Origin of the sequence: Streptomyces sp. NRRL F-5755 (assembly GCF_001279365.1) — a bacterium.
Lineage (GTDB): Bacteria > Actinomycetota > Actinomycetes > Streptomycetales > Streptomycetaceae > Streptomyces > Streptomyces rimosus.
This window is the reverse complement of the sequence record NZ_LGCW01000008.1, coordinates 21,186-32,404: the sequence shown is the minus strand read 5'-3', so window position 1 is coordinate 32,404 and position 11,219 is coordinate 21,186. Positions and strand designations below refer to the sequence as shown.

Genomic DNA, 11,219 nt, shown 5'->3' with positions numbered 1-11,219 from the left:
TTTGTGCGTTTTCGGGGTGGGGGGGCGGGCGGGGGGCTTGGGGGGGGGGGGTGGGGGTGGGGGAAGTGGGGTCTTCGGGGTCGTTGTCAGACTTCACACGAATACAATACAGCACAGCTCTGTATTCTATTGGGCTGGCTCATGTTGCGTCACTGCCGTCGGCACCTCTCCTCCCCCCAGCCCAGGCCGCACCGGCGTCCAGTCACGCCTGCTGGACATGGACTTCCAGGAGGTCGTACAGGCGTTCCATGAGGGCGCTGGGTTGGAGTGGACGCCCAATCAGGAGATGCAGATCCGGGGCCATGACGGAGCAGATCCGCAACGTGCGGGAGGTGAACCGGTCGGGCGGGACGGGCAGCGCAGCATCGGCAGGCGGGCGCGACGGGGCGTACGGGCGCCTGACCGAGCTGATGACGATCGGGACAGGCCCGGCCGGCCCGCTCTCGTCCGCCGCCTGGGCGATCCAGTAACGGACCTTCTCGTGCGACAGTCCCGCCTGGCAGCCGATCTGCCACAGCCCCCAGCCCTCCGCCTCCGCCGCGGCCCTCCCGGCGTCCAACGCCGCGTCCGTCACCTCGTTCAGCGTGGTCCGCAGTTGCACCACCAAGTACAGCCGGATCGCCGGGGCCGACTCGTCGAGATCGGTGCAGAACCGCGCCGCATTCGCCGCTTGTCAGGGTCCAGCCGGGGTCCCCGCCGCCGCTGTTGCCTGCGGGGCTGCGGCCACTGCCCGTCCGAGCCTGCCGTACACCGTCCGCCAGGTGACGCTGTACTTGGCCTGCAGAGGCCGCAGGGGCATGCCACTGTGGTCGTCGTGGCGGATCGCGGCGTACAGATCGACGTTCGATGGCGGCTTCCTCATCGGGCCCCTGCGGCAGAAGCACGTCCACCGTTCCGCCGCGAGCCTCTGAGTGACGGCAGAACAAGCCGACATCGCAAAGCCGGTCAGAAGGCGACTCTCACGGTCACCTCGACACGGCTCCCGCACTGAGATGCAAAGCCACACCCCATACGGCCGACCGGCCCACACCCAGATCCGGCAGTCACCTGCACGCAGGCAACGGGATCTACTACTCGATGCGCTTGAACTCGTGGAATTTGCAGATGTCCGGGTCGCCTGCGGCCCTGTACAGGTGGGGGTTCTCGCGGCTGCCCGAGACAGCGAAATGCCCACCTTGGAGCTCCAGGTCATGCTCAGCGAGGTTTCCGTGCGGTGTCTTGTGCGAGCCGGGCCGGATTCGCCAGGTGCCCCGCACCTCCTGAGGGTCTGGCTCAGGGGCGTCGCCGTAAGCAGTGTGCGTCGGCCGGTCGGTGGCCCGCATCGTCCCGTCAGCCTTCAGTTCCAGCTTGCCGGAAGGCGAGCCGGTGTACTGGCCGACCAGGTCATGCTCGGTCAATCCTTCCGGCCAGGCGCCTTCGGGTCCGCAGGAGAAGTACCGGGCGCATCCGGCTGAAGTCGCCGACGTAGCCACAACCAGTGAACACGCCACAATCACAGCTCTCCAACGCATGGTGATTCCCCCCAAGTAATCAGCCAGGTAAGCGGCATCAGTTTCTCAGGAGCGACGAGACGGACAGCGGTGGGGTGGCGACACACCGACCGCCGCTGGGCAATAGGCTATTATGTGCGGCTCGGCCGGAAGCGCAAGGACGGTCTACGCCTGCGGCGGGCTGGCTTCCCAGGCGATGCGCAGGTCGATGTCCTGTTCGTCTGGGCACGGCTGGCCGTCGACGGGGCAGAACGATTCCGGGTCTGCCCAAATCCCTGGCCACATGGCCTCGGCTTGTTCCACACACATCGTGCAGATGGTTTCGGCGGCCATGTTGATGGTGTCGCCCTGAGCGCCGCAGAACGTTGATCGCCATCGCATCTGCCGACAGCACACCAGATGGCTGATGTCGTCGGGGTTACTGGACAGCCGAAGGGTTTCGGTCTGGTCGTCCGGGTGGACGACGGAATTTTCCATGGCGAGGTCCTTCACTTTCCAGACGGTAATCCAGAGGGTGACGTGATGAAACTCGATAGGGCACGACGCCGGTGAGCTGTGAGCGGCGGCGGGAGGTGCCATGAGATGTTGGCGCATGAACCAGCAAAACAGGCCAGGGATAAGAATCGTCCGCTGCGCAGCGACGGCGAGGAAATATGCCGTGCCTGCGGTTACGAGGGCGGCCCGTTCTTCGAGGACACCTGGCCCACCCACACCATCTGTAGTTGCTGCGGCTGGAAGTCGGGCACCGTGACCGTGGACCTGAGAAGAGCTCGGGGACTGCGTGGCTACTGGCTCGGACAGGGTACGCGTTGGCACTTGCCTGAGGGCCGTCCGGAGGGCCGGGCTCGGGTCGCCTAGGCCCGGGGACGGGCGTGGGACTGGAAGTCCGTGACCATCACTCACCCCCAAGCCCGGCTCGTGGGCATGGCCGTACCCATCGCTCACCTTGCCGCCTGGAAGACACGAAGACCCTCCCCTTTTCAGCAAGCCATCGTGTCGCGCTGGCTGAATACCGCTGGGCCACCCGCACGGACCCGGCCCACTCACCATCCCGGCAGGTTGTCAGGCTAATGTCACGGCGTAATGAATGAAGGACGAGGCCGGTGCCGACGGGAGCACACCCCCACGGGACGTGGGACTGGACGGCGGCAGCCACCGGGCTGCGTCGCGAGAAGATTGCGGCGCTGGCCGGGGGCAGCGCCGGCCGGGGCATGTGGAGGGGGCAGAGGCGGGTGACGACCCGGCAGGTCACCGACGCGGTGAGCCGGCCCCAGCTGATGGATGCCGACGCCCGCACCCTCGCGCTCGCCGACTTCACGTCCTCAGCCCCGCTCCACAGCAGGTCTCGCCCCGCGTCCGGAAACCCGTACGCCTCAAGCCTCCTCGCAAGACACCCCAACCCTGGCCATGAATGAACGGTTCGACCTCCCGCTCGCCAACACGGCCCACCGCACCTGCGAGGCGGGACTGCCGCGCAAGCGGCGCAGCCTGCTGCTGCACCTGGGCTCCGGCTCATCCGGCCACGTACCGGATCGTGGGTGTCGAGTCACCGCTACGCAGCCTGTACGGGCGGTTCCGTGCCACCATCGGCCACATACCAGACGACGCCAGGGGCTTTTCGAGACCGTGCGACTGCTGCACAGCGAACTGCCCGGCCCCCACTGGTGGCAGTGCCGCACGGTCGGCGACTTCCGTCCGACGACGGTCGCTGACGGAGGACAGAAACCGGCGGCTGACGATCTCGCAGCTGCGTCCCGTCCCGTAGGTGACCCCGGAGTGCTATTGCTCACTGAGCTCCCAGCGAATGCCGGGGGCTGAACCCGGGCCTCCAGAGTCCTCCCAATCCCCCGTTGCATCGCCCACCCAACGGGGCGCGCGCCGGACGACGTTTCGCCTTCCTCCAACCAGGAGAATCTCACGTTACTGAACGTGAACAGCCAGCGCCCCCACCATCACAGCTACCGCCGGATAACCGAGCGGATCCAGGCGAGCTGCTGGGAAACCTCGCCGGCCTGGGCGACCGTCTCCCGGTCCGAGCCGCTGAAGACGCCGAGGAGGGTTTCGGTGCCGCTCGGGGCGATGCTCATCACCGGGCCGCCGGAGTCGCCGCCGGCCGGAATCCCGGACACCTTCTCCATGCAGAAGTCCGGTCCGCCCGGCGCGGTGTAGCCCTCGCACCGGGGGTCGTCCGGCCGCACCACCCGCAGGTCGGACTGCTTGAGCACCGGAGACTGGCAGGCGTTCTCGTCCTCGGTGCAGGTGGCGCCCCACCCGTACTGCCGCACCATCTGACCGACATGGACACCGGCCGTCGCCAGGCGTGCGGTACGGACCTTCATCGGCTGCACCTTGATGAGCATCATGTCGGCTGTGCTTCCCACGCGCTTGCCGGGCACCGGGCGGACCGTGGTGCCCTTGCGTACGTCGAGGCTGCCGACCCGGAAGGAGATCCGCTTGTCGGCGACCGGCTGTGCCTGCTCGTAGAAGCAATGGGAGGCGCTGAGGATCCACTCGCTGCTGACCGCCGTCCCGGTGCACGCCGGCTTGCCGTCGACGAGCATGCGCACCGCCCATGGGCCGTAGGTGCTCTTGGACCCGCCGATGACGGCGGAGGCCGGCGCGGCTGATATCACCGAGCCCGTCACCACCAGTAAGGCGGTCAGCAGCAGCACACGAACGCGACGCATCATCCGTAAACAACTCCTTCGTCGGACATGGGACGTACCGAAGGTGAGACACCCCGCCGGACCAACGCGGTTCCGGATCATCTGAACTGTGGCTTGCTTCCGATCATCCAGGCTCGACTGCGGGCGTGGAGCTGGGGGTTCTTCACGCAAGCGGAGGCGAACCGGCGACGGCGCCGTCTGTGTCAGGTGCTGCAAACCGCTCCGGCGACTGCGGTGTCCCGTTTGGGTGCCTTCGCGGCGCCATGAGCCCACCGCGCCCCGCGCTCGTCCCACGTCTGCTCCTCGCGAAGCGTGGCGACCGAAACACACTCAGGGGCCCCGCCGACGGCCGCCGGAGTGGCGTTGGCGAGCGCTACCGCCGTCGCTTCGGCCGTGAGCGGCCCCCACTGGGCCGCAAGCAGGTCGCCCTACTTCGAGCGTGTACGCGAGCGGACCTTACGCGTGCCGGTGGAGGGCCTCGCCGATGCCGGCGGACAGCGCGGCGACCTGCCCCTTTACCCACTGCCCCGGCAGGTCAGCGGCTTGCTCATGCGATCATACGGGCGACTCTCGATCGACCGGTGCGCAGTCGACCGATCAGGCGGGCGAGCGATCGAGTCATCGGGTATCAAGCAGTCGAGCGAGAACGGAAGTGCGCGTGAGCGGAGCTGGGGGGCAGGGCGGGTCGTCCGTGTCCGACGAGGAGTGGGAGCGGTTCCTGCGTGAATCGGTGGCGGGTACGGCCGGGGCACCCGTGGAGCCGTCGGCGCGCGCCCGTGAGGTGGAGCGGCGGCTGCGGGAGCGTCCCGGGCAGCCGGCGGGCTGGCGTACGTACTCACCGGCCCGGCCCCGGCGCAAAAAAGGCTGGTACGTCGTCGGGCTGGTGGCGGCCGTGGCCCTGCTGGTCATGGGGCTCTTTCCGCAGCAGGTCGTCAGCTGGTTCGGCGGCAGCGACGGTGGGCAGGACGGGGCGCCGTTGGCCGCCGAGTCGGAGAATCCGCGGGAGGCGCCCGGCGCCGAGCCGGATCTGCGCCCCACTCTCGCCGAGCCGTTCCGGGGTTCGCCTGCCGCCCGTTGGGCCGACGGGGCGGCGGGGATCACGGTGCCACCGGCGAAAGCGACCGGCTGGATGGACGCCGCCCAGGTCGAGCAGGCGCTGCGGCAGAGCCGGGACTTTCTGGTGGCCGCCGGGCTCGACTCCCGCGTGCTGCGCGGCGAACGGCCCACGAAGGCGATCGCGCTGCTGAACCCGCACCAGGCGGACGTCCAGGAGTATCTGCGTACCGCCCTGTCAGCGACGGCGCCCACTTCCGAGACCGACCCGCTGCTGTTGTTCAGCCGCTTCCGGCCGGAACAGGCCCGGCTGGTCGGTGACGTGGTCAAGACACGCGGCCGGCTCACGTACCAGGAAGGCAAGCGGGGAGCGGTCGAGGTGACGGCGGACGTCACCTTTGTGTACCCGGTCACCCCGGCGGGCGACGGCGGGCGAGACGCCGAGGTCGTCCGTACGATCGCGCGGCGCAAAGTGGTGATGAGCTGGGACGACCCGGCCAAGGTCATCACCGAACCGGGCACGATGTCCCTCGTCTCGTACGCGCTCGACATGACCAACGGCGGCTGCTCCGCCCCGACCGGCTACTTCGTGCCGTCCTTCGGCACGGCCGCCAAGCAGCCCACCGACAAGGCCCACCAGGTCGACCCGTACGACCGCAGCAAGCCGATCGGCACGGGCAACGGCACGACGGCCCCCGGCAACGACTGCGCGACCGCCACCCGCTCCTAGAGCCTGTCGTCGTATGTCACGCCCGCTCGGGAGGGGTGCGAGGGGGCGGCTGCTTCGTAGGGCTGGACGGTCTTGTTGTGACGGTGGTTATGCGTTATGCCGCGTCATTGGATGGGGCAGTCGCTCTCATACGCTCCACTGAGGAACAGGCCGTCCGGCTTCTTGCCGAACAGCCAGCGCCGGTCCGTTCGCAGATCCGCGACCCCCGCCCCGTCGCAGGGAACCGCCGGCCGGGGCTCGTCGGCAGCTCCGGTGACTGTGCGAGCGCCCGGTTAGATCACCAAGAGCGCGGGCGGTCCGCGACCGCGGGCATGTGGCCTCGCCCTCGCGGACCGCGCGTACGACGGCGATGACCGCCGTGTGCAACCTGTTGTGGATTGCCTCTGTCCCCTCGCGTCAGCTGAAGGTGACCGAGCGCAGCTTCAGGCGCTCGGAGGCCCCGCCGGTGCGCGGCCGGAGGCGGAAGGAGTCGCCCTCGCAGTCGGTGCCGGTGTAGACCGTCGCCCAGGCGTCGGTGCGGTTCTGTGGCGTGTGGCCGGGCTGGGGGTTGTCCTCGCCGACACCGTGGAGGTTGATGCACCGGCCGCTGGGCGGGTTGTTGAGGAAGCCGCTGGCCTCGAATCCGTCGACGGTCTCGTAGGAGTAGCGGAACTGCCCGGATGCCGCCGAAGCAGAACCGGGGACGGCGGCCAGGAGCAGGGCGGCGCCGAGTACGGCGGTGAAGGCGGAGCGAAGACGCATCAACGGGTCCTCCTGCGGGTGGGAAAGATGCCGCGTCCACCTCTGCCCCTCCCGGCCGGTGTGCATCCGTGCATCACTCCTACGGAGGACTGGAGAAACGACCCTGCGCGGTCCGAACGGCGTCGGCGGTTACGTGGGGCGCCGCCCGGTAGTGACTTACTGTCAGGGGGCAGCCGGGCGGGGCCACTTGTGCGTGCGGATGTCCTGGGTGGCGTGGTCAGTGGTGACGTGCAGGGCTGGATAGCGGAATTGCATGAGGTGGCGCTGGTCGCACACCACGTGGGCCGCGGCGGGCTGTTCTCTCGCGTCGGCTACGCGCATGGGCGGGCAGAGGTGGGTGCGCACTCGAACGGCCCGACCTCGTCAAGGCCCATAGGCCGGGCAGCCCCCTCCCTACCACCGTACGGCGGTGCTGCTCGCCCAGGAGGACACCGGCACCTGCTGCGTGTGCCGCCCGTCGCCGTGGTCCGGATTCCGGTGTGGGCCAGGCAGGCCAGCCCGGCGGAGCGAGAAGCAGGCAGCACGGTTCCGGGATCGTGGCGCGGTCGACAGCGGACCTCATTTTTCGTAACGCGTGTTGTGAAAATTTGTCCGGCTCGGTACGGTGCCGCCATCTTCTGTACTCAGCACGGGAAGCCGGGATCACCATGTACGACGTTGCAGCGAGCGGAGCCGGCTTCGCCGGCGTGACGTACTCGGCGTTCAGCGGTTGGGCCGACCGGCCCGGCGACTTCGCGCCGATGCTGGAAGGGGAGCTCACGTGCGACATCGCCGTGGTCGGGGGTGGTTACGCCGGCATGGCGGCGGCGCTGCGGCTGGCCGAGCGAGGTGCCGATGTCGTGCTGCTGGAGTCCGGGTTCTGCGGATGGGGCGGCAGCTCGCGAAACGCCGGGTACCTGTCGAACGCGCTGGCAGGCGACCCGCAGCTGCTGAACATGCTGTACGCCCGCCGCCTGCCGCATCTCATCCGCTACGCGGACCGGGCGGCCCGATTCACCGAAGAGCTGATCGGACGGCGCGCCATCGACTGCGACTACGAGCCGACGGGCAACGTCATCGCCGCCGTCTCCCCGGGCCAGCTCCGGCGCACCCGGCGTAACGCCGAGATCCTCCGGGGCGCGGGGGCGGACGTCGAGTTCGTCGAGGGGCGTGACTTCGGCCTGCCGCAGACGTTCCTCGGCGGCATCTTCGAACGGGCCGGCGGGCTGCTGAACCCCGGCAAGTTCGCGCTCGGTCTGCGCGAGGTACTCCTCGCATCCGGCGTACGGACGTACGAGCGGACCACCGTACGCGCCGTCGAGCCCCATGCCACGGGGGCCGTCGTCAGCGTGCCCGGCGGCCGGGTCCGCGCCGAGCGGGTCATTCTGGCCACCAACGCCTACTCCCGCGACCTGGCGATCGCCCCGAAGCGGATGGCCACACCGATCTGGACCAGCCTGGTCGAGACCGAACCGATCGATCCCGATCGCCTCGCGGCGACCGGCTGGACGAGGCGCGTCGGCATCATCACCCCGCACACGATCCTGGAGAACTACCGGCCCACACCACGCGGTACGGTCATGTTCGGAACCCGCCGGCTGCGAACCGCGTCGGGAGCGCTGGGCGCCCGCGAGCCGGACGACGCGGTCGTGGCGGACCTCGTCCGCGGCTTCCACGAGCGGTTCCCGTCGCTCAGCGACATCGCGCCGCAACGCGCCTGGGGCGGGTGGATCGCGATGACGTCGTCGCTGCTGCCGGTCGCCGGAGAGGCGACAAAGAACGTCTTCTACGCCATCGGCTGCAACGGCCACGGCCTCGCCCAGTCCCCCTACCTCGGCACCCTGCTCGCCGACCGGCTCGTCGGCGACCGGATGCACGACGACCTCGCCGCCGTATGGCGCGCGCGGCCACGCTTCGCGCCGCCCGTCCTCAGCGCGCCGACGCTGCACGCCGCCTGGACGGTCGATCGCATCGCGGACCGCTTGCATCGGCATAGGGCGTGAGGACCGTTCGCGGCATGGGCCTTTTGCCGCGCCCGGCACCTCAGGTCGATGAAGCCTCAGGCCGGTGAAGGCAAAGAGGATTTAGAGCGGTACGAGTTCAAGGCGAGGGCTAGGCCCCGGCTCACCACCGCTGGCCAAGGCCATCCGGCCATCGACCACCCGCACCGTGGCAACGGCAAGGGCATGTCTGCCGAGCCGAGGAAACAAGCGCAGGCGTGCTGGTGGGTCAGCGGTGCCCCAGCGCGGACACCAGGCTCGCGACCGTAACAGTGTTGAAGACAAAGGCGATGACCGTGTTCGCCGCCACGGTCCGTCGCATATCCCGAGAGGTCACATTGACGTCGGTGGTGCCGAACGTCGTCATCGCCGCCAGCGCGAAATAGACATAGTCGGCCCAGGCCGGCGGTTCCTCTCCGGGAAAGTCGAGAGCCTGCTCGTTCTCTACGAGGTTGTCGGCCTGGAAGGTGACCGTGAAAGCCACCACCACACAGACCCAGGCCACGACCACGAGAGCGAGAGCCACCAGCGTGCGCGGAAGGGCGGAAAAGGTGGTGCTGAGGTGGCCGGGAAGCCACAATACTGCCACCAGCAGCGCGGCAGCCGCGATGAAAAGGGACGCCCCCGGCCCGGGGGCGGTGCCGATGACGTAACGCTGCATGAACGTGCCACGAGCTTCACGCTGCGCCCACGAGCGGACCTGTTCCGGAGCAGCGCCCAAGAAGGCCGTCAGGGTGAGTGCGAGGTAGGGAAGCAGATAGGCGAAGAGTACGAGTACGCCGACGTCTGCTGCCGAAATCCGCACCACGCTGTCCATGGGAAGGACCGCCGCCGCGCACGTCGCGATGGCCAGGCTTACCGCCGATCGGCGCCCTTCGGAAAGCCAGCGATGCACGGACGAGCCTTTCTGGCCGGTCGCCGTATGACAGGGGCGCTGAATGGAAAGGTCGCGGTTGATCTTATGGGGTGGCTCCGGCTGCTGGGTGGTGGCATGGAGGGCGTGTCTCGGTTGAGATCCGAATAGAGGGCCCAGGCACCCAGCAGATATCCCACACCGCGCCGCGCCACGCGTTGGCGTGGCGCGGGCAGCGTAGAACACCTGCCGAGACTTCCCCTGAAGGGACAACGGCGAACCCGCCTATTTTGGTGACGAGCCGACGACTTCCCAACGACCGCCCACCCACTCCTCAGCCGGCCGGTGAACGCCCGGAGCAACTCCTATCCGTGTGGTCACCGCAGCCCACCACAGCGACAGCACGTATCTCCACCAGCAGATCGGGAAGAGCCAACTGCCCCACCCCGACCGCGGTCCACGAGGGGTAAGGGGCAGTGATGAACTCGTCTTTCACCCGGCTGAAGGCATCCATGTCACCGCGCAGGTCGGTATGGAACGTGGTGAGCTCGACAATGTCCTCCAGGCCCGCTCCCCCGGCTTCCAGAACGGCCCGTACGCCTTCGAAGGCGAGCCGGGCCTGCGCCTCCATTCCGTCGGCCGGCGTCATGGTGGAGGCGTCGATCCCGACCTGGCCCGATACCCAGATCATGTCGCCGACTCGGGTCGCCTGCGAGAAGTGCAGCGTGTCGTACAGCATTCCGGTGGGAGGCGGGTTGACCGGTCGGCGCTTCATTCCGTGGGACCTCATCGCGGGCCCGGTCAGACGAGCTGACGGAATACGGGCGAGCGGAACGGGTCGCCCGCGTTCAGCTTCGCCATCTCCTCGACGAAGAGAACACCGTTCCGCGCGAAGTGCTTGTTCTCCTCCGGGAGAGGACGGAACGTCGCGTCGTCGCCGAAGAAACGCAAAACCAGCGTGTGGCGCTCCGGACACGCGGCATCGACATGCGCGCCCCCATGCAGCGCCCGGGGATGCAGCACAACGACATCGCCCGGCTCGGTCGCCCAGGAAAGCACGTCATAGGCGTCGGGGTCGCGCGCGAGTTCGGCGTCGATGTCCGGCAGGCGCGGCAGTTCGCCGCCACCGTGGAGGGGTTCGGTCGGGTCGTCGGGGTTGGCGAAGGTGGTCCCGTCGTACTGGGTGCCGTGGCGGGAACCGCGGATGATTTCCAGCGAGTTCGCTTTCGGGAGTACCTGGAAGCTGATCCACGCATTGGCCCAGTGGTCGCCGGCCCAGGGCAAGTACGCGGTGTCCTGATGCCAGGCCGTGCGGGCGCCTCGTCCGCCGGCCTTGAGGAATATCTCCTCGGCGAAATACCACACGTGCCGCGAACCCCACAGCTCGGCGAACAGCCGGCCGAACGGCAGCGACGAGACCATCGCGTCCAGCCGCGGCTTGGCGAGCGGGTTGGCGTTGTCGACGTGCGACTGCTGCTCGGTGCCGTGGAACATCTGCGACGCGTTGGGCCCGGGATGTTCGACGGCCCAGTCGTACGCCTCCCGGCACCGCGCCAACTGCGCTGCGTCGAGGCAGTCCTTCATGAGGACGGCGCCGTCGTTGCGAAATGTTTCCCTCACTGACTCCTGCATGGGTGTTCCTCCCGTAGGTCAGGTGGTGGCAGCACCGTAACGAGCCCTCAGCGTTTTACACAACAGTTGTTACGT

General features: G+C 68.5%; 11 protein-coding genes. 2 read left to right on the top strand and 9 right to left on the bottom strand.

The window, feature by feature from the left end:
* Positions 1–202 precede the first annotated feature (202 nt).
* From ADK86_RS43640 to ADK86_RS02175, 4 genes are all read right to left on the bottom strand, one after another.
* A complete protein-coding gene (locus ADK86_RS43640; RefSeq protein WP_199834332.1) occupies positions 203–604 on the bottom strand; it encodes a hypothetical protein in 402 nt (133 codons plus the stop codon).
* Between the two features lie 466 nt (positions 605–1,070).
* Positions 1,071–1,397 carry a hypothetical protein gene (locus ADK86_RS02190; protein ID WP_053694994.1) on the bottom strand — a complete coding sequence of 109 codons (327 nt, stop codon included), beginning with the start codon at positions 1,395–1,397 and terminating at the stop codon, positions 1,071–1,073.
* 258 nt (positions 1,398–1,655) lie between these two features.
* Positions 1,656–1,982, bottom strand: a complete 327-nt coding sequence (locus ADK86_RS02185) for a hypothetical protein (protein ID WP_159393756.1) — start codon at positions 1,980–1,982, stop codon at positions 1,656–1,658.
* Between the two features lie 1,466 nt (positions 1,983–3,448).
* Positions 3,449–4,180 carry a S1 family peptidase gene (locus ADK86_RS02175; RefSeq protein WP_053694991.1) on the bottom strand — a complete coding sequence of 244 codons (732 nt, stop codon included), beginning with the start codon at positions 4,178–4,180 and terminating at the stop codon, positions 3,449–3,451.
* A 667-nt stretch (positions 4,181–4,847) separates the two neighbouring features.
* Here ADK86_RS02175 and ADK86_RS02170 point away from each other — a divergent pair.
* Complete coding sequence (locus tag ADK86_RS02170) at positions 4,848–5,939, top strand: hypothetical protein (protein ID WP_053694990.1); 1,092 nt, start codon at positions 4,848–4,850, stop codon at positions 5,937–5,939.
* A gap of 396 nt (positions 5,940–6,335) precedes the next feature.
* On the opposite strand, the gene ADK86_RS02165 is transcribed toward ADK86_RS02170, so the two are convergent.
* On the bottom strand, positions 6,336–6,680 hold the full coding sequence (locus ADK86_RS02165; RefSeq protein ID WP_053694989.1) for a hypothetical protein: 345 nt from the start codon (positions 6,678–6,680) through the stop codon (positions 6,336–6,338).
* A 162-nt stretch (positions 6,681–6,842) separates the two neighbouring features.
* Positions 6,843–7,001 carry a hypothetical protein gene (locus ADK86_RS02160; RefSeq protein WP_159393755.1) on the bottom strand — a complete coding sequence of 53 codons (159 nt, stop codon included), beginning with the start codon at positions 6,999–7,001 and terminating at the stop codon, positions 6,843–6,845.
* A 326-nt stretch (positions 7,002–7,327) separates the two neighbouring features.
* Between ADK86_RS02160 and ADK86_RS02155 the strand changes: the two genes are divergently transcribed.
* Positions 7,328–8,662: an NAD(P)/FAD-dependent oxidoreductase gene (locus tag ADK86_RS02155; RefSeq protein WP_078951714.1), complete on the top strand. Its 1,335-nt coding sequence runs from the start codon at positions 7,328–7,330 to the stop codon at positions 8,660–8,662.
* 226 nt (positions 8,663–8,888) lie between these two features.
* Here ADK86_RS02155 and ADK86_RS02150 read toward each other — a convergent pair whose 3' ends face one another.
* From ADK86_RS02150 to ADK86_RS02140, 3 genes are all read right to left on the bottom strand, one after another.
* Positions 8,889–9,554, bottom strand: coding sequence for a DUF1345 domain-containing protein (locus ADK86_RS02150; RefSeq protein WP_078951712.1), 666 nt, complete (start codon positions 9,552–9,554; stop codon positions 8,889–8,891).
* A gap of 292 nt (positions 9,555–9,846) precedes the next feature.
* The gene (locus ADK86_RS02145) at positions 9,847–10,287 is read right to left on the bottom strand and encodes a RidA family protein (protein WP_199834331.1); all 441 of its coding nucleotides are present in this window, start codon (positions 10,285–10,287) and stop codon (positions 9,847–9,849) included.
* Between the two features lie 26 nt (positions 10,288–10,313).
* Positions 10,314–11,144 carry a phytanoyl-CoA dioxygenase family protein gene (locus tag ADK86_RS02140; protein WP_053694986.1) on the bottom strand — a complete coding sequence of 277 codons (831 nt, stop codon included), beginning with the start codon at positions 11,142–11,144 and terminating at the stop codon, positions 10,314–10,316.
* Between the last annotated feature and the right edge of the window lie 75 nt (positions 11,145–11,219).

Coding starts and splice junctions, on each gene's coding strand:
- ADK86_RS02175 (WP_053694991.1), bottom strand. CDS start 4,180: ATGATGCGTCGCGTTCGTGTGCTGCTGCTGACCGCCTTACTGGTGGTG.
- ADK86_RS02165 (WP_053694989.1), bottom strand. CDS start 6,680: ATGCGTCTTCGCTCCGCCTTCACCGCCGTACTCGGCGCCGCCCTGCTC.
- ADK86_RS02160 (WP_159393755.1), bottom strand. CDS start 7,001: ATGCGCGTAGCCGACGCGAGAGAACAGCCCGCCGCGGCCCACGTGGTG.
- ADK86_RS02155 (WP_078951714.1), top strand. CDS start 7,328: ATGTACGACGTTGCAGCGAGCGGAGCCGGCTTCGCCGGCGTGACGTAC.
- ADK86_RS02145 (WP_199834331.1), bottom strand. CDS start 10,287: ATGAAGCGCCGACCGGTCAACCCGCCTCCCACCGGAATGCTGTACGAC.
- ADK86_RS02140 (WP_053694986.1), bottom strand. CDS start 11,144: ATGCAGGAGTCAGTGAGGGAAACATTTCGCAACGACGGCGCCGTCCTC.